General features: G+C 47.4%; 17 protein-coding genes. 8 read left to right on the top strand and 9 right to left on the bottom strand.

Translation table 11 applies throughout. The features are described from left to right. Position 1 precedes the first annotated feature (1 nt). The 3 genes from BUB37_RS01120 (at position 2) to BUB37_RS01110 (ending at position 2,868) form a co-directional block, all read left to right on the top strand. Positions 2–1,084, top strand: coding sequence for a TFIIB-type zinc ribbon-containing protein (locus tag BUB37_RS01120; RefSeq protein ID WP_072987114.1), 1,083 nt, complete (start codon positions 2–4; stop codon positions 1,082–1,084). Next, positions 1,081–1,806 carry a metallophosphoesterase gene (locus BUB37_RS01115; protein WP_072987112.1) on the top strand — a complete coding sequence of 242 codons (726 nt, stop codon included), beginning with the start codon at positions 1,081–1,083 and terminating at the stop codon, positions 1,804–1,806. Before BUB37_RS01120 ends, BUB37_RS01115 begins: the two co-directional genes overlap by 4 nt. Positions 1,807–1,869: 63 nt before the next feature. Continuing rightward, on the top strand, positions 1,870–2,868 hold the full coding sequence (locus BUB37_RS01110) for an acyl-ACP desaturase (RefSeq protein WP_072987110.1): 999 nt from the start codon (positions 1,870–1,872) through the stop codon (positions 2,866–2,868). Between the two features lie 76 nt (positions 2,869–2,944). On the opposite strand, the gene BUB37_RS01105 is transcribed toward BUB37_RS01110, so the two are convergent. The 8 genes from BUB37_RS01105 to BUB37_RS01070 all read right to left on the bottom strand — a co-directional run bounded on the left by BUB37_RS01105 (position 2,945) and on the right by BUB37_RS01070 (position 10,884). Beyond that, on the bottom strand, positions 2,945–3,508 hold the full coding sequence (locus BUB37_RS01105; protein WP_072987108.1) for a hypothetical protein: 564 nt from the start codon (positions 3,506–3,508) through the stop codon (positions 2,945–2,947). Positions 3,509–3,534: 26 nt separating this feature from the next. Next, positions 3,535–4,434, bottom strand: a complete 900-nt coding sequence (locus tag BUB37_RS01100) for an OmpA family protein (protein WP_244526689.1) — start codon at positions 4,432–4,434, stop codon at positions 3,535–3,537. Positions 4,435–5,051: 617 nt separating this feature from the next. Beyond that, a complete protein-coding gene (amaB, locus tag BUB37_RS01095) occupies positions 5,052–6,605 on the bottom strand; it encodes an L-piperidine-6-carboxylate dehydrogenase (protein WP_072987104.1) in 1,554 nt (517 codons plus the stop codon). A 130-nt stretch (positions 6,606–6,735) separates the two neighbouring features. Next, on the bottom strand, positions 6,736–7,089 hold the full coding sequence (locus BUB37_RS01090; protein ID WP_072987102.1) for a DUF1304 domain-containing protein: 354 nt from the start codon (positions 7,087–7,089) through the stop codon (positions 6,736–6,738). A 44-nt stretch (positions 7,090–7,133) separates the two neighbouring features. Next, the gene (locus BUB37_RS01085; RefSeq protein WP_170863098.1) at positions 7,134–8,708 is read right to left on the bottom strand and encodes a CHASE domain-containing protein; all 1,575 of its coding nucleotides are present in this window, start codon (positions 8,706–8,708) and stop codon (positions 7,134–7,136) included. Positions 8,709–8,831: 123 nt separating this feature from the next. Continuing rightward, positions 8,832–9,371: a 3-hydroxyanthranilate 3,4-dioxygenase gene (locus BUB37_RS01080; RefSeq protein WP_072987096.1), complete on the bottom strand. Its 540-nt coding sequence runs from the start codon at positions 9,369–9,371 to the stop codon at positions 8,832–8,834. 142 nt (positions 9,372–9,513) lie between these two features. Beyond that, entirely contained in the window at positions 9,514–9,990 is a 477-nt protein-coding gene (locus BUB37_RS01075; protein ID WP_072987093.1) for a CAP domain-containing protein, read from the bottom strand. A gap of 213 nt (positions 9,991–10,203) precedes the next feature. Then, entirely contained in the window at positions 10,204–10,884 is a 681-nt protein-coding gene (locus BUB37_RS01070) for a CvpA family protein (protein ID WP_072987090.1), read from the bottom strand. 35 nt (positions 10,885–10,919) lie between these two features. Between BUB37_RS01070 and BUB37_RS01065 the strand changes: the two genes are divergently transcribed. From BUB37_RS01065 to BUB37_RS01050, 4 genes are all read left to right on the top strand, one after another. Continuing rightward, a complete protein-coding gene (locus BUB37_RS01065; protein ID WP_072987086.1) occupies positions 10,920–11,276 on the top strand; it encodes a hypothetical protein in 357 nt (118 codons plus the stop codon). Positions 11,277–11,326: 50 nt separating this feature from the next. After that, the gene (locus tag BUB37_RS01060; RefSeq protein ID WP_072987083.1) at positions 11,327–11,650 is read left to right on the top strand and encodes an antibiotic biosynthesis monooxygenase family protein; all 324 of its coding nucleotides are present in this window, start codon (positions 11,327–11,329) and stop codon (positions 11,648–11,650) included. Positions 11,651–11,865: 215 nt separating this feature from the next. After that, entirely contained in the window at positions 11,866–13,347 is a 1,482-nt protein-coding gene (glpK, locus tag BUB37_RS01055) for a glycerol kinase GlpK (protein WP_072987081.1), read from the top strand. Positions 13,348–13,363: 16 nt separating this feature from the next. Next, positions 13,364–15,031: a glycerol-3-phosphate dehydrogenase/oxidase gene (locus tag BUB37_RS01050; protein WP_072987076.1), complete on the top strand. Its 1,668-nt coding sequence runs from the start codon at positions 13,364–13,366 to the stop codon at positions 15,029–15,031. A gap of 134 nt (positions 15,032–15,165) precedes the next feature. Here the strand turns inward: BUB37_RS01050 and BUB37_RS01045 are convergent, their stop codons facing one another. Further along, positions 15,166–16,167: an NAD(P)H-dependent glycerol-3-phosphate dehydrogenase gene (locus tag BUB37_RS01045; protein ID WP_072987072.1), complete on the bottom strand. Its 1,002-nt coding sequence runs from the start codon at positions 16,165–16,167 to the stop codon at positions 15,166–15,168. A 144-nt stretch (positions 16,168–16,311) separates the two neighbouring features. Here BUB37_RS01045 and BUB37_RS01040 point away from each other — a divergent pair, with 144 nt between their 5' ends. After that, entirely contained in the window at positions 16,312–17,220 is a 909-nt protein-coding gene (locus BUB37_RS01040; RefSeq protein WP_072987069.1) for a nicotinic acid mononucleotide adenyltransferase, read from the top strand. Positions 17,221–17,276: the final 56 nt, after the last annotated feature.

The following is a 17,276-nucleotide window of genomic DNA, read 5'->3' as shown; positions in this document are numbered from 1 at the left end:
TATGGAAAAACCCCAAAAGTCGGAACAAAAGAAAGCCTGTGCCAATTGTGGGGCAGAGTTAAAATACAAGCCCGGTTCGCAGCAACTCAAATGCGAATATTGTGGCTATGAAGAATTTATCGAACAGGCCAAGAGTAGTTTCGAGGAACTTGAACTACGACATTATCTAAAGACCGTCGGTGAAAATGCCCATACCGATACCATTGAACTTTTGCACTGCAAGAACTGTGGGGCCAACCAACACGTCGAGGAAAATTTTAAATCGCTCAACTGCGTATATTGCGGCGAACCCCTGATTAGGGAGGACGTAGAAAAGGAAGGATGGATCCTGCCCGGCGCTATTGTGCCGTTTCAAATCGATGCCGCCAAGGCCAAGGGCATTTTCAAAAAGTGGGTAAACGGCCTTTGGTTCGCCCCGGACAATCTAAAACGGGCCGCACTTGACCCGGAAGGCCTGCACGGACTCTACCTGCCCTATTGGACCTTCGATGCCGATTTATTCGCGCGCTACCAAGGCCAAAGGGGCGACTATTACTACGAAACCAGAAGGGTACGGACCAAAAACGGAACCCGGACCCAGCAGGTCCGAAAGACCCGATGGTCGTATGCCGCAGGTTCGGTCAAAGGCTTTATCGACGATATCCTTATCAATGCCTCCGAAAGGAAGCGAAGGGAAATTCCGAAAAAAATTGCATTTTGGGACATGAAGGCACTGGCGCCCTTCAATTCTAAGTACCTTTCGGGCTTTGTGACCGAAAAGTATACCGTTTCCTTAAAAGAGGGGCACCAATGGTCGTTTCAAAAAGCCAAGGAAATCGCAAACACTTGGATCAAACGCGATATAGGGGGAGATACACAACGCATCCACCAAGTGGATATCGAACTGTCGAATGAGACCTTCAAGCATGTCCTTTTGCCCGTATACATTAGTTCGTACCGCTACAACGGAAAGGAATACCGGTTTTATATCAATGGTCAAACGGGGCAGTTAAGCGGAATCCGCCCGTACTCATTCTGGAAAATATTCTTTTTGGTGCTGTTTATCCTTGCCATAATCGCTATAATTGCGATTTTTGCCAAATGAGAACACTTGCCATAGGAGATATACATTCGGGGTTGAAAGGTCTGCAGCAATTATTGGACAGGGCAGGGGTCACAACCCGGGACAGGCTTATTTTTTTGGGGGACTACGTCGACGGATGGAGCCAGGCCGTCGAAACGGTCGACTTTCTAATTCAATTGAAGAAGACCCATGATTGTGTTTTTATTAGGGGAAACCACGATGCACTGTGCTTGGAATGGCTGCTTCATCGCAAACACAACCCCTTATGGCTCCAACATGGGGGCACGGCGACAAAGGCTTCCTATGATCGGGCGGACGAAAAGACCATTTCGGAGCACATCCGTTTTTTGGAAAGTTTGGAAAATTATTACCTCGATAGCGAAAATAGGTTATTTTTACATGCAGGTTTTACGAACCTTAAAGGGGTAGATCACGAGTATTTTGAGCAGACTTTCTATTGGGACCGGACCCTATGGGAACTGGCCTGTTCATTGAATCCCGTCTTGGCTCCCAATGATGTCCATTACCCCAAGCGTTTGACCCACTACAAGGAAATCTTTATCGGGCACACGCCCATAACAAAGGTCGGGGTTGCGCTACCAAGGTCGGCGGCCAATGTGTGGAACGTCGATACCGGTGCCGCGTTCAAAGGACCTTTGTCCATGCTGGATGTCGATACCAAACAGGTATGGCAAAGCGATCCCGTAACGGATCTTTACCCCGATGAGCAAGGAAGAAATTAAAAATAGCCTTGTTAATTCTTCAAATTCAGTATTTTATTAACGAACTTTGTAAAAAATATAATCATGCCTGAAAAAAATATTAGATTGGAAGTAATGAAGGCCATTGAGCCGCAGGTAGAAGGATTTATGGATTCCTTTTTGCTTCCGGTTGAGGATATATGGCAGCCCAGTGATTTTTTGCCCGATTCGGAAAAGGACAACTTTTTGGAAGAGGTAAAGGAACTTAGGGGAGAATCGAAAGAATTGGGTTACGACTTTTGGGTGACCATGGTAGCCGATACGATTACGGAAGAAGCCTTGCCTACCTATGAGTCTTGGTTGATGGACGTTGAGGGAATCGACCAGCACGGGGAGAACAAAAGAAACGGATGGGCCAAATGGGTAAGGGCCTGGACGGCCGAGGAAAACCGTCATGGCGACGTGCTCAACAAATACCTATATCTTTCCGGTCGGGTGAACATGCGTGAGATAGAGATCACGACACAACACCTGATATCCGACGGTTTCGATATCGGTACCGATAGAGATCCCTACAAGAATTTTGTATATACCTCGTTTCAAGAACTGGCCACCAATATATCGCACAAACGGGTAGGCCTTATGGCCAAGAAGAAGGGAAACGCCCTTTTGGGCAAGATGTGTACCATCATCGCCGGCGACGAAATGCGGCATCATCTGGCGTATAGGGAGTTTGTAAAGACCATTCTCGGGGAAGACCCTTCGGGAATGATTTTGGCCTTTGCCGATATGATGAAAAAGAAAATCGTTATGCCGGCGCATTTTTTAAGGGAATCCGGAGGGGTTATCGGTGCGGCCTTCGAGAATTTTTCGAACTGCGCCCAAAGGCTCGGGGTCTATACGGCACAGGATTATATCGATATTCTGCGCAAGCTCAATGCGTATTGGGATGTGGAGAACCTGAGAAGCCTGAGCGAGGAAGCCGAAAAAGCCCGCGATTATCTGGTAAAACTGCCCGCGCGCTTGGAACGCATTTCCGAACGGATGAAATTTCCGGAAGACCAATACCGTTTTAAATGGGTAGAGGCCAACGGAATGATCTAAGACCAAGGTTTTATTTCCCAACATAAAGCCCCGGTTCCTGTAGGAGCCGGGGCCTTGCTTTTTGTATGGAGGAGTGTTAAAGTCTGCCGTGGTCGTGCTCGTCCTGCCATTTGGCCAGTTCGGCCCATTTGCCCTCATAACACATTTTGGCCTGCATGGGCCATGATGCCGGGTCATGAACCTTGTAGCGGTCGCCACCGGTGGCCAAGACCTCCTTGCAACTTGCCACTGAGGTTTCCGACAGGGCTTTCCATGTACTAATTCCGGCGCCTTTGAAGAGTCCCTCGATCTTTGGGCCGATGCCCTCGATGACCTTCAGGTCGTCTTGCTTGATGTTTTTTCCGAATACGGCCTTTGCCGCGGCGGCATCGAAAGGCAATACCGTAGGAACGGCGGTTTCAATGGCCCCCAAAGAGGAGCTGACGCTGGATTGGGGCGGGGGCACTGCACTTAGTTCTTGGGTGCAGGCGTCAAGATCGGCCTGTAATTTGGCGTTTTTGTCCTGACAAAGCTTTAGCTCGGCAGTATTGTCGATCGTTTTGGCACTGCCCTTGCCCAATAGGTAGCCAAAAAGGGCACACAGTAGGCCCACAAGTAGTGGAATCAACCAACACCAGATGTTCATATTTTCAAAATTCATCTTACTCTATATTTAATGGTTATTATTTACTTGATCGAGATTACCGTTCGGCGGTTCTTGGCCCTTCCTTCTTCGGTGGCATTGCTGGCAATTGGGTCTTGTTTCCCTTTCGAATCGGTGCCTATCCTATCGGCTGAAATACCGTTTTGCACCAAGTAGGCCTTGGCAAAATCGGCTCTTTCCTGGCCCAATCGCAAATTGGTACTGGCCTTGCCTTCGCTATCCGTATAGCCGATGATTTCGGCTTGGGCATCGGGCACCTTGTCCAAGTACCTCGCAATTTCGGCTACCTTTTGTCGTTGCGCGGCCGATAGGTTGATCGAGGCTTCGGCGGTATCGAAATAGAGAATTAGGGGGTCGGCCTTAATTTTGTCGTACAAGGCTTTTAGCTCCTCTTCCGCATTGGCGGCGACCTCTTGCAGCTGAAAGGCAACGGGCCCCATCAATACCTCGTTGTCGGGTACCATTTCGTTCTTTGCCTCCCCGATGATATTGATCTGCGATGATGGGATTTCGTGTGCCACAAAGTGGTTTTTAACGGCATTGGCCCTGGCAAGGCCCAAGTTGGGGAAGGCGGTATTGTTGGTTTCCCCTTCTTTGTAATATCCGGTGATGTTTACCACCTTGTTGGCATTTTCGGTCAAATAGCCCTTTAACTCCGAAACTATGCCTTCCTGTACCTGGGGCGAAAGGGGTTTTAAAAACTCGGAAGACGAGGTGTTAAAATTAAAATTGTCCTCGGTCTCATAGGAAAAGGTCCCATCGCCAACGGAAAAAGGATACGAAGTGATTTCGGGTTCCTCGGGTTGGACCATTACCAGTTTGGCGGGTTCTTCGGCTACCCCGATACCGCAACTACTGCAGCAAGTGATATAGAAATAAATGCCCGCCAAAATGGTAATGACAATTCCCAAAAGGTTTGTCATTGTTTTAGTCATAGGTGGTAAATGTTTAGTGTTTAGACCACAATGTATTAAAAAAAGCTAAAAAATGTGTTAAAAACCGTTGATTAATTGCTCATATACAGTCAGGTATGTACTACAATCTTAGAGTTGTCCCGGCGATTTGAACTCGTAAATCCGATGCCGGTCTGGCCTGGCCGACACGGGTAGGCCCTTGGTGTTTTTAAAAAGGGGGAGGGTTTTACGATATAAAAATGACACTTAGTGCATTTTTGGGCATATTGATACATAAATAGGTACCATCTATACAAAAGTTATAGTTTTGAGCCTCTTCCTAGACTATATTTATTCCGAATTTAGAACCTGTGGGAAGATGAAATCCGAGATTATAAAGTTGGCGACTTTGGTCTGTATGGTGGTGGTTCTTGGTCTGCAAGAGCTACTTCGTGGAAGTTGGAGGATGCCCCAGACCGAAAGTGTTGATCATAGAAATAAAGGAAACAAATTATAGATTAAGGTTTCTTTTCTGTATTTAAAATACAGTATAGTTGTTTGAGTTAGTTTAGCTTAAAAAACCCGTCGTGTTTTTTTCTTGTCTGTTCGGGGGAAGGGCAAGGAAACGAGTAGGCGGGTTTTTCTTGTTATAGGTCGAACTTTATACCCTGTGCCAAGGGCAGTTCGGTGGTATAGTTTATGGTGTTGGTTTGCCTTCGCATGTATATCTTCCAAGCGTCCGAGCCACTCTCCCGACCTCCACCGGTCTCTTTTTCGCCCCCAAATGCACCACCGATCTCGGCACCCGAAGTTCCTATGTTCACATTGGCAATACCACAATCGCTTCCGGCTACCGACAGAAAGCGTTCCGCTTCGCGTAGATTATTGGTCATAATGGCCGAAGAGAGTCCTTGGGCCACGTTGTTCTGTATATCGATGGCGTTTTCCACATCCCCCGAATATTTCAACAGGTAGAGTATCGGTGCAAAGGTTTCTTGTTGTACGATCTCAAAATCGGGTCGGGCCTCGGCAATGGCCGGTTGCACATAGCAACCGCTTTCGTAGCCCTCACCGTCCAGAACACCTCCCTCCACAAGAAGCCGGCCGCCTTCGGCGACTACCTTTTTCAGGGCTTCCCGATATTTGTCCACCGCGTCTTTATCGATTAGGGGGCCTACATGGTTGTTCTCGTTCAGGGGGTTGCCGATCCGGAGTTGGCCATAGGCGTCGACGATGGCCTTTTTGACCTTTTCATAGACCGATTCGTGTATAATGAGCCTTCGGGTCGAGGTACAACGTTGTCCTGCCGTACCGACCGCCCCGAAAACAGAGCCGATCACGGTCATCTTGATATCGGCGTCGGGAGTAACGATTATGGCGTTGTTTCCCCCAAGCTCAAGAAGCGATTTGCCCAGGCGGGCCGCTACGGCCTGGGCCACAATCTTGCCCATTCTTATCGAACCCGTTGCCGAAACCAGGGGTACCCGATTGTCTTTGGTCATCATTTCACCAACTCTGTAATCGCCGTTTATTAAACATGAAATGCCCTCGGGCAGCCCGTTTTTCTTTAGTATATCGGCAATGATCTTTTGGCAGGCGATACCGCATAGGGGTGTTTTTTCGGAAGGTTTCCATATACAGACATCGCCACAAACCCAGGCCAGGGCCGTATTCCATGCCCAAACCGCGACCGGAAAGTTGAAAGCCGATATGATGCCGACCACGCCAAGCGGATGATATTGTTCGTACATACGGTGCCCCGGTCTTTCGGAGTGCATGGTAAGTCCGTGGAGTTGACGGGAGAGTCCGACGGCGAAATCGCAAATGTCTATCATCTCCTGTACCTCGCCCAGGCCTTCTTGATAGCTCTTGCCCATTTCATAGGAAACCAACTTGCCTAAGGGTTGTTTTAATTCGCGCAGTTTTTCGCCGAATTGCCGAACGATTTCCCCGCGCCGGGGGGCGGGTACAAGTCGCCATTGCCTGAACGCTTTTTGGGCGGTAGCGATGGCGTTCCCATAATCGGACTTCGAGGTGGTCTTTACCTTTGCGATCAAAGCCCCGTCAACTGGGGAGTAGGAGTTCAGCTCTTCACCGTTGCCCGTCCAGTGGCTACCGGTGGAAGTGCCGTCGTTAATTTCTTTTATATGAAGGGTTTCAAGTACTTCTGCGATACCGAATGTTTGGGCTATTTTCGACATTTTATAACTTTTACGACAATTATTGTTATATATATGTCAAATATACTTTTTTAACGGAAGAAAAAGGAATGAAATTTTGTATTCCAACGGGGAATTTTTGCCCCGCTTGTCCAAACCATGGGGCCTCCGATCAAAAAAGGACGAAAACCAAGGCGATAAGGGCCGGAAATGCCTGTACGAAAAGTATTTTCTTGTCGGCCGTAAGCGCTCCATAGATACCGGCAACACTTACGCAGGCCAAAAAGAATATCGCAATGTTGGTTTTCCATACGGGATCGGTGATGAAGTAGGTCCAGATTAGGCCCGCCGCCAAGAAGCCGTTGTAAAGCCCTTGGTTGGCCGCCATGGGCTTGGTCGGTTCGAACACCTCAGGTGGGAATTTTTTGAAAATTTTCCTTCCCTTGGTTGTCCAGGCGAACATTTCGAACCACATAAAGTAAAGGTGCAAGAGGGCCACTAGGCCGATTAAGATGGCTTTTATCATTTTCGAATATAGTTAAAAAGCACGCTTGTTGGGCATGGCCCCGCCTACGTTTGTGGTTTGTTGCGGAAAACCAGGTCGAACTGGGTGCCGTAATCGTTCGATTCGTAGGTAAGTTTCGCCGAAATCTGCCTACAAAGGGCTTTAATGATCTCAAAACCGATTCCTTCGGCTTGGTCGAGGTCGAAATCTTCAGGTAGTCCTTTACCGTTATCGCGTATGGATAGAAGCACATTTTCGCCACTTAGGCGCGACACGTCTATCAATAGTTCGTTGTATTTTGTTGTGTCCGGATAGGCGTGCTTTACGGCGTTGGTGACCAGTTCGGAAATGATCAGGGCCAGGGGCACGGCACGGTCGAGGTCTATCGATATATAGGGGCAATTGATCTTATAGGTAAAGGAAGCCGATATTTTCTTTTGATGTTCCATCAAATCGATGAGGTAATCGTTCAGGTTTACGGCCTTGGAGTCTTTGTCTTGGTAAATCTTCTGATGGGTCAATGCGATGGCCGATATTCGGGCCTGACTGTCGGAGAGTGCGGTGATGGCCTCCTTGCTGACCAGCTTGCGCTTCTGCATGTTCATAAGGCTCGATGTGATCTGCAGGTTGTTTTTTACCCTATGGTGAATTTCGCGCAAAAGGTTTTCCTTCATTTTGTTGGAGGCTTCCAGCTCTTTGGTGCGAAGTAAGACCCGCGCCTCAAGGCGATCGTTGTATTCATCGTTTTTCTTTATCACGTACACGAGAAGTACCGTGGTCAACAGGCCGAGGAACAGAACGATGTACGACTCGATTACATGGGGGAAATCGGTGTATTCGGAATTGGGCGTAAAGCGAACCAGCCAGGTTCTGTTCGCCGCCTTTATTTTTTTGACAATGTCGGTTTCCTTTTTTTGGCTATTCGCTTCCGGACCTGAAATCAGGGGGTATGTGTTGGCGGCGGAATCGATTATTCCGATATTCAAAAATGGAAGTTCCTGTTTTAAGGTCTTATTGATGAACCTGTCCATTCGGTAAATACCGGCCACAATGCCTTTTATGCTGTCCGATTTGGGCTCCGATACCGCTTTGATGGCCAGAAACCCGAATACCTCTTCGTCTTCCGATACTAGTTTTATAGGTGCGCTGAAGACGATTTTACGGGTCTTTGTTGCTCTGTCGATCGCTTCTTTCCTTGTCTGTTCGGAGTAGCTGTCGAAGCCTATAAGGGCTTTAAAGGGGCCCAATGGGTTGGAAAGGGAAATTGGGTAATGGATTTTTGTGATTTTCGCCGGAACGAAGTGGCCCGAAGAATCGATTTGGGTAATCGCCAGATCGTCACCGCTGGCCTTTTGGCTATATTCGTCGACCCTTGGTGCCCATCTTAGGCCCTCGATGCTCTTGAGTTGTTTTAGATAGGGGTCGGTAAATCGTTCAAAAAGTTCTTGGGATACTTCTTCGTGGTTTTCAAAAAAGAAGCCCATAGATTCGATGACCAAGGATATCTTGTTCAATTCATCGTTGATCTTAAGGAGCGATTTGGCCACCATGTTTTCGACCGTGGTACGGTTTTCCGACAAATATCGGGCATTGATGGTGTAAAAGATAAAAAACGAAATCAAGGCTCCAATTAGAAGCACTGACAGGTATTTAAAAAGTTGGAACCTCGTCATAAATTACGAATTGGGGACGAACGAAGCAAGTTTGATTGGGCTCCGATACTACCAAAGATCGTCAATTTCTCAATCAAAACCGAATTTGAACTAATTGTCAGCCACAAAGCGCTTGTCCAGCGGCATAACGGTTCCGCAGTTGTCACAGGTACGAAGCTCTTCCGAACCGTAAAAATGCTCGAAATGCCCCAAAAAATCCTTTTCGATGTCATTGAGCTTGAAATAGGCTTCGTAAAGTTTGTGGTTGCAGTTGTCGCAGAACCACAATAGTCCGTCCTTTATATCCAAGTCGGCCCTTTTGCGCTCGATAACGAGGCCGATACTGTTTTCATGGCGAACCGGGGAGTGCGGTATCTTTGCAGGATGCAGGTACATGTCGCCGGGCCCTAGCTTCATGGTCTTTTTTTTGCCGTCTTCCTGGATGTGTACCTCTATATGGCCTTCCAATTGATAAAAGAGTTCTTCGGTCTCGTTGTAGTGGTAGTCTTTTCTCGCATTGGGCCCGGCCACTATCATTACAATGTAATCCCCCGATTCTTTGTATAGGTTTTTGTTGCCAACGGGGGGCTTGAGTAGGTGGCGGTTTTCATCGATCCACTTATTGAGGTTGAAAGGAGCTTTGATGGCCATAGTGAAATTTTACTTTGGTTAAACTATACGTGCATAGGGCATGGTTGCCGGGGTAGGTGCTTATGCCGCTATGCAAACCAAAGTTATAAAAAGTATGGCACTTGATAGGCGCTTTAATCGATATGTGACTTTTAAAACGCTTCTATCTGAAAAATATCTGGGTAAAGTAGAGGGTTCCGTCGTTGCTTTCCTTTACGCTAACGGCGGTATGGGTAAAATCGTCTTCCATCGTTTTTCTGTGGTTGCTGCTCTTGAGCCAACCGTTAAAGGCCTCAGTGGCCGAGCTGTAGTCTTTGGCCACATTTTCCGCCACATACTTTGCATCTTCCTTGGCCGAAATGTTTGAGGCCCTTTTGCTAAAATTGTCATGGTTGATGGAGCCTCGGGCCAACATGTAATCAGTGTGTTGGTTGGCGTACTCATAGGCCACGGAACTGAAGGTTAAACTATTTTGGCCTATGGAAAGCCGGTGTTGGTTCACGACATCCAATAATTCGTTCTCAATTTCGTGCACATTCTCGGCCTCGGCGACATTTGCTGTGCCCGTTGACTCTTTGGAACAAGAGGCCATGGTACATACAAACGACACAAGGACAAGGAATTCCCTTATCATTTTCATATAGTGTTCTATTTGTAAGTAGGTGTGTTCTCGAAAAGTAGGATTGAGAAATGGGGCTTCTCGTGTTCTGGTAAAAACGATTGGGGAATTAATCGATAAGCGAATATCTAAAAATAACCCTTTGCCACGGTAAATTATTTTTTCTTTTCGATGAAATGCACATAGGGTCTAAGTTGTTGTAGGTCAAAACGTACAACTGTTTAAGGCAGCTTATTATAGTCGGAGTAAGACATGCGTATCGATTGCCTTGTAACGAAGATTGCCCAGTTTGCCCGACCGGTCGGGCTTGATCGCTTCGACCACGATTTTCCCCTCATGTTGCCGATTTTTGTCGTCTGCGTCGTTGTGGGGCCTTAAGACCTTCGAAAAGACAAACTCGCCGATTTTCTTGATGGGTTCGTACAGAACCGAATCCTCCATCCTGTCCTTTTCTACCAGACCGGTAGATTGGTTCACCCGTTCAAAGAAAATCAAAAGTGCCCCCAGAATTACCGCAACCTTGACCACCCCGAAAATACCTCCGGCAATTCTATTTAACAGGCCCAACATGGCCATACTGGCTACCTTGGTCAGTAGTTTGGCGGCAAAATGTACTGCGATAACTATGGCTATAAAGGTAATCACAAAGGCGGCGGTATTGATATAGCGCTCTTCCCAGTTCATGTTCTGGGAAAGATAATCGCCGGCATAGTACGAAAAATGAATGGCACCGTAAATACCGGCGACAAGGGCTATTATCGAGGCCAGTTCTATAAAAAGTCCGTTCCGTATCCCTTTATAGAGGCCGTACAATAACAATAATCCCAAAATAATATCAAGAAAGCCCATAGCGGTCGTATTTTCACAAAAGTAGTATTTTGATTTGTACCTTTGGGTGCTATAAACGATGTCCATATTATTATGGATTAATCACCACCCGGTAAAATACTATGTCAAGAGATATAAAGTTAAAGGAAAGATGGGATGTGTTGGTCGAAAAACTCTCTGCCCAATTTTCGGATGGCGACCCGTTGGAACTCGATGCCATTATATATCTGGTCGGGGTCCAGGAATTGGGCCAATACCATAGAAAGTATAAGAAAGACGAGAAGCTGAACCTGATGCATATCGCCATTTGCAGGTTATTGGAACCCTATGGCTATTATGAATTCGATTATTTCGACGAAGAGGGATGGCCCCATTACAAGGTAAAGGAAGAACTGCCCCCCTTAAAGGCCGGTGAACAGGCCGTATTGATGAAAGAGGCCCTGGTCGATTATTTTGTTGAAAAGGAGTATATACGGTAAGCGATTTGCATGAGTCGATGAGCACTAATTTTTAATCTTGAAGTGAAGCTATGTTCGGACCCGAGCCCTATTACGCCGTCATCTTTACCTCCAAGCGCACCTCCGGTGACCAAGGCTACGCCGAAATGGCCGTACGTATGGCCGATTTGGCCAAGGAGCAACCGGGCTTTCTAGGTATGGAGAGCGCCCGCGAAGAGGTGGGTATCACCGTAAGTTATTGGAAAAACCTGGGGGCCATTGCCCAATGGAAGGCCAATGCCGATCATCTTTTTGCACAGAAAAAAGGACAGGAAGACTGGTACGAATCGTATAAGGTGCGCATTTGTAGGGTAGAACGGGAATATGGTTTTGATAAGGGCAATGTGGATAACTAGGGGGCGACATGCCGGCTACCGCCTCCTCCCTTGGAAGTTATTTGGCCCGCAGGCTTCCTCCAAGTCCCTTGCCGTTTTGAAATGGGCCCATTAAATTCTATATTTATCAATGGGCTAAATTGATGACATCCAAAACATTTCTTGTACCGCCTTGTTTCCTTAAGGAGATGTATGGGTCGATTGTCGGGCCTTTAACCCAATAATTCTAAAATCTTATGAAATACATAGTTTCCCTTGACCAAGGTACGACCAGTTCCCGGGCATTGCTGGTCGACGAAGCCGGCCGGATAAAGGGCATGGTCCAGAAAGAGTTCAAACAGATTTTTCCGCACTCGGGCTGGGTAGAGCACGATCCGATGGAAATTCTCGAATCGCAATTGGAGGTCTTCCATGAGTTGGTCCGGAAAGAAAACGTCGCTGCTTCCGATATTGTGGGCATTGGCATTACCAACCAAAGGGAGACCACGATCGTTTGGGACAAAACGACCGGAAAACCCGTATATAACGCCATCGTTTGGCAAGATAAGCGTACGGCCGAAATATGCGAGCACCTAAAAAAAACAGGCCTCACCGAACACGTAAAGACAACGACCGGTCTGGTAATCGATTCGTATTTTTCGGGCACCAAGGTCAAATGGATCTTGGACCATGTCAAAGGGGCAAGGGAAAAGGCCGAAAAAGGGGAACTTTTGATGGGCACCGTAGACACTTGGTTGGTATGGAATATGACCGGCAAAAAAAATCATCTGACCGATTACACCAATGCCTCCCGGACCATGGTCTACGATATTGTCAATTTAAAATGGGACGATACCTTGCTAGAGGCCTTGGGCATACCCAAGTCGATGTTGCCCGAGGTAAGGCCGTCGGCCTTTCATTTCGGGGATTATGAGCTGGACGGAAGCCAAATTCCCATTGCGGGCATAGCGGGCGACCAGCAGGCGGCCCTGTTCGGCCAGGCCTGTTTTAAAAAGGGCACCGCCAAAAACACCTACGGTACCGGATGCTTTATGTTGATGAATACGGGCGAACGACCGCAATTTTCAAAAAACGGACTATTGACCACGATTGCCTATGGGCTGGACGGAAAGGTGAACTATGCCCTGGAGGGCAGTATTTTTATTGCCGGTGCGGCCATTCAATGGCTTAGGGATGGTCTTGAATTGATCGAAGAGGCCAAGGAAACCGAGGCCTTGGCAGATTCCGTTGAAGGCGAAAACCCAGTTTATGTGGTTCCCGCATTTGCCGGTTTGGGCGCCCCCTATTGGGATATGTATGCAAGAGGGGCTATTTTCGGACTTACCCGCGATACCGGAAAGGCCCATTTGGCAAAGGCGACCTTGGAATCCTTGGCCTACCAGACCAAGGACATTCTAAAGGCCATGGAAGACGATTCGGGCATTCAGCTAAAAAACCTTCGGGTAGATGGCGGGGCCTGCGCCAACAACCACTTGATGCAATTTCAGGCCGATATATTGGACTCGGAGGTCCATAGGCCCGAGGTCATTGAGTCAACGGCCATGGGGGCCGCTTTCTTGGCCGGTATCCAGATCGGATTGTGGAAACAGGAAGATGTTGATGAAAATAGGCCCATGAATCGAATTTTTAAACCGAAATTTGACCGGGTAAAACGAAAACGCCTTTACAAAAAATGGAAAAAGGCCGTTGAACGCACCAAAGGGTGGGAAGAACAATAGGCATTTTAAAAACCGTATGGAAAATATAAGATTCTCAAATCTAGATAGGTCAAAGACCCTCAAAAAACTTTCGTCAGACTCCTTCGACCTGGTCGTCATAGGTGGAGGTATTACCGGTGGGGGCATTGCCCTCGACGCCGCTTCGCGCGGATTAAAGGTGGCCTTGGTCGAAAAGGGCGATTTTGCCTCGGGCACCAGTAGCAAATCGACCAAGCTGATCCACGGCGGCTTGCGCTATTTGAAGCAATTCGATTTTTGGTTGGTCAAGGAAGTAGGCTCGGAACGGGCCATCGTTCACAAGTTGGCCCCGCACTTGGTCATACCCGAGAAGATGTTGCTGCCCTTGATCGAGAACGGTTCCTATGGCAAATGGCTTACATCGATCGGTCTTAAGGTGTACGATATCCTGGCCCAGGTCTCGGGCGACGACAAACGTCAAATGCTGGAGAAGAAGGAGGCTTTGAAATTGGAGCCCCTACTGCCCAAGAAAATACTGAAGGGGGCAGGGTATTACGCCGAATACCGTACCGACGATGCACGCCTTACGATCGAAAACATCAAGACCAGCCTGCTTTTTGGGGCCCATGCCTTGAACTACGCGGCGGTAGAGGACTTCATTTATACCAATGGACGCGTGGCGGGCGTTAAGGTAAAAGACCTGCCCAGCGGAGAACATTTCGACATCAAATCCAAATACGTTATTAGTGCCGCAGGACCTTGGGTAGACGAACTGCGGAGCAAGAACAACTCTAAAAAGGGCAAACAGCTGCATTTGACCAAAGGGGTCCACCTGGTGTTTCCGAAAGAAAAGCTTCCGGTCAAGCAATCGGTGTATTTCGATATACCCGACGGGCGCATGATGTTCGCCATTCCCAGGGGAAAGGTGACCTACATCGGTACTACGGATACCAATTTTGACAAAGACAAAGACCATGTGCGAACCGATTTGGCGGACGCCATTTACTTGATTTCCGCGGTAAACAACATGTTCCCGAAAATCAATTTGGAGATGGAAGACATCGTTTCCTCCTGGGCGGGCCTTCGGCCTTTGATCCATGAGGAAGGAAAATCGGCCTCCGAACTGTCGCGAAAAGATGAGATCTTTACCTCGGATACCGGACTAGTCAGTATAGCGGGGGGCAAACTTACCGGATACCGGAAAATGGCCGAACGCGTCGTCGACCGAATCGCCAAAAAAATGGAAGAGGAACACGATACCAAGTTGAAGGAGTGCTTTACCGAAAAGATCGCCCTTTGCGGTAATGTAGACTTTAAGAAGTTCAAACATGTTGAGAGGTATATCGACAAAGTATACGATAGGATCAAGGGGGATGGTTTTGACGAATACGACGCCTGGTTCTTGGTTACCAATTACGGTAAGCAGACCGAAATAATACTTGAAAAATACGCTTCGTTAAAAGATACCGATAAGTATGTGCGTATGGCCAAGGCCGAGTTGCACTTTGGTGTCGAGTTCGAAATGGTACTTAACCCAATGGATTTCTTCATCCGTAGGACGGGTAGGCTGTATTTCAATATTGACAGTGTACGAAGCTTGATGGAGCCTGTTCTAGAGGAATTTAAGGCTATCTATAAGGTCGACGATGCCCAAATTGACGCTTGGCGCGCTACCCTCAAGGCCGAACTGAAAGAGCATTCCGACTTTTCGTTGGACAGAAGGTAACAACGCCGTGTAAAAAGCGGCTTGCCCTTTAAGTTGATCCCCTTTCTCGATAAAGTAGGTAGTCCGGTCAAAAAGGGGCAAAGGTATACACGTGTTTTATAAAAGCCGTCGATGGCGTCGGGTCGTAGTCCGCGCTAATCGAGCTTGTCGGTCAGCTCCGAAAATACCTTCTTGGCGTTTTTGCCCTCGTACAGCACCTTGTACACGGCATTGATAATGGGCGTTTTTACCTTTTTATCGAATTTTGATTTGATTTCGTAGGCGCTTTTGGCGGCATAATAGCCTTCCGCTACCATGTTCATTTCCATCTGTGCACTTTTAACGGTATACCCTTTGCCGATCATATTGCCGAACATCCGGTTACGGCTAAAAGTGGAGTAGCCCGTCACCAGTAGATCGCCCAAGTAGGCCGAATTGTTGATATTTCGGTCGATGTTGTGAATGCGCTTGGTAAAGCGCTTCATTTCGCGAATGGCATTGCTCATAAGCACGCTTTGAAAATTGTCGCCGTAGCCCAGACCGTGTGCAATACCGGCCGCAATGGCATAAATGTTCTTGAGCATCGCCGCATACTCGGCCCCGATGATGTCTTTGGTAACTTTGGTCTTGATATAGCTGCTGCTTAGGTTTTTGGCCACAAATTTGGCCTTCTTGGTATCTTCACAGGCTATAGTGAGGTACGACAAACGCTCCAAGGCCACTTCTTCGGCGTGGCAGGGCCCCGTTATTACCCCAATGTTCTTAAAAGGGATGCCGTACTCTTGGTGAAAATGTTCGCCTACAATAAGTCCCGTCTCCGGCACGATTCCCTTGATGGCCGAAAAAATGGTTTTGTCCTTGATAGGAACCGTTAGTTTTTGCAATTCGCCGTAAAGGAAGGCCGAGGGAATGGCAAAGATCAATATATCGGCCCGAGAAACCACCTCGTTTATATCGTCGGTCAGTTCCAGTTTTGAGGTGTCGAAGGTAACGGAGGTCAGGTAATTCGGATTGTGCCGCTGTATTTTAATGAATCCGATGGCATCGCTGTTGCGCATGTACCAGCCCACTTTCCCTTGGTTGTTACAAAGCATCTTTACAATGGCCGTGGCCCAACTGCCACCTCCCAGAACCGCAAATTTTAAAGGGTTGTCCATACTATCTACAGTTTTTGTAGGTCTTTATAATTCCACAGCAAAACTAAACAAATTAAAAACCGAAACCTTAAGTGTTGATTATCAAAACATTAACAATATTGGCACGGTGCTTGTTTTTAACAGGGGGAATTTAATACGGATACTATGAAAGCAAAACTACTCACTTTAGCACTTACGGGAATCTTAATGTCCTCTTGTTATACAGAGGTAATTTTAGAGGATGAGTTGATTGAAGAGCCTGCCTTCAGTACCGAAGAGGTCTTGCGGTCCTACGACCTCTGGTATGTCGATATCAATGCGACGAAAGGCTCGGGCGAGGTGCCCTTTTTGCAACGGGCCTTTACCGTGTCGTTCGTCAACGGAACCCTTTTTGCCAATAACAATATTGTAGGTATCGGAAAGACGGGTGACGGGCTGGGTATCGATGTAGGCTACTATTATACTGGGCGCGGAACCCTCGAAGTAGACCACGATTACTATGGGCGTTACGTGCTTGATGTTTTTACCGTGAACAGCAATACAATAGAGTTGTACGACAGCCTTACCGATACCTCATACTACCTGAACGGCTATCGGCTGAACAGCTTCGACTTTGATTACGTGTTTTACGACAACATCCATTACTTTCTTCAGGAGTACGTGGTATGGGAAAAGGTCTATACAAGCGAGGTGGGAGCCTTGAACTATTTTGATAGCGAAAACTTTCTTCAATTCCAGCCCGGGTATTTCCGTTCGTCCATTGATGCGCCAGGAACCCCCGTTTCCCAAATACAATGGGATTTTGAAGGCGATTATCGGGTGTATGACGTTCAATACGATGAAATGCTCAAAACTTTAACACTGGCTTACCATTCATCGAGCAATGATTATTTCGAATTGTACGTTATTAATGACAGTACCATCGAGTTGTACCATCCGGCAAGCGGAACGGTTTACAAATTTCGCGGAAGGGGATACCAACAGTATCTAAAATCAAACGACGGCTCGACGGGCAAAAAAAGGGAAAAGACTTCCAACCCTACCATGAAGGTAGAGCGGAGTAGAAAAATATAATACGATTTTTTTTGGTTGGTTATTTAGTTAGAGGCCGCTTCTGTTCGTTAGAGCAG

The sequence above is a fragment of the Pseudozobellia thermophila genome (assembly GCF_900141855.1).
GTDB classification, from domain to species: Bacteria; Bacteroidota; Bacteroidia; order Flavobacteriales; family Flavobacteriaceae; genus Pseudozobellia; species Pseudozobellia thermophila.
This window is presented reverse-complemented; position numbering and strand designations above follow the sequence as displayed.

Excerpts from the sequence above, each read along its gene's own strand:
- BUB37_RS01120 (WP_072987114.1), top strand. The coding sequence starts at position 2 with ATGGAAAAACCCCAAAAGTCGGAACAAAAGAAAGCCTGTGCCAATTGT.
- BUB37_RS01115 (WP_072987112.1), top strand. The coding sequence starts at position 1,081 with ATGAGAACACTTGCCATAGGAGATATACATTCGGGGTTGAAAGGTCTG.
- BUB37_RS01110 (WP_072987110.1), top strand. The coding sequence starts at position 1,870 with ATGCCTGAAAAAAATATTAGATTGGAAGTAATGAAGGCCATTGAGCCG.
- BUB37_RS01105 (WP_072987108.1), bottom strand. The coding sequence starts at position 3,508 with ATGAATTTTGAAAATATGAACATCTGGTGTTGGTTGATTCCACTACTT.
- BUB37_RS01100 (WP_244526689.1), bottom strand. The coding sequence starts at position 4,434 with ATGACAAACCTTTTGGGAATTGTCATTACCATTTTGGCGGGCATTTAT.
- amaB (WP_072987104.1), bottom strand. The coding sequence starts at position 6,605 with ATGTCGAAAATAGCCCAAACATTCGGTATCGCAGAAGTACTTGAAACC.
- BUB37_RS01090 (WP_072987102.1), bottom strand. The coding sequence starts at position 7,089 with ATGATAAAAGCCATCTTAATCGGCCTAGTGGCCCTCTTGCACCTTTAC.
- BUB37_RS01080 (WP_072987096.1), bottom strand. The coding sequence starts at position 9,371 with ATGGCCATCAAAGCTCCTTTCAACCTCAATAAGTGGATCGATGAAAAC.
- BUB37_RS01075 (WP_072987093.1), bottom strand. The coding sequence starts at position 9,990 with ATGAAAATGATAAGGGAATTCCTTGTCCTTGTGTCGTTTGTATGTACC.
- BUB37_RS01070 (WP_072987090.1), bottom strand. The coding sequence starts at position 10,884 with ATGGACATCGTTTATAGCACCCAAAGGTACAAATCAAAATACTACTTT.
- BUB37_RS01065 (WP_072987086.1), top strand. The coding sequence starts at position 10,920 with ATGTCAAGAGATATAAAGTTAAAGGAAAGATGGGATGTGTTGGTCGAA.
- BUB37_RS01060 (WP_072987083.1), top strand. The coding sequence starts at position 11,327 with ATGTTCGGACCCGAGCCCTATTACGCCGTCATCTTTACCTCCAAGCGC.
- glpK (WP_072987081.1), top strand. The coding sequence starts at position 11,866 with ATGAAATACATAGTTTCCCTTGACCAAGGTACGACCAGTTCCCGGGCA.
- BUB37_RS01050 (WP_072987076.1), top strand. The coding sequence starts at position 13,364 with ATGGAAAATATAAGATTCTCAAATCTAGATAGGTCAAAGACCCTCAAA.
- BUB37_RS01045 (WP_072987072.1), bottom strand. The coding sequence starts at position 16,167 with ATGGACAACCCTTTAAAATTTGCGGTTCTGGGAGGTGGCAGTTGGGCC.
- BUB37_RS01040 (WP_072987069.1), top strand. The coding sequence starts at position 16,312 with ATGAAAGCAAAACTACTCACTTTAGCACTTACGGGAATCTTAATGTCC.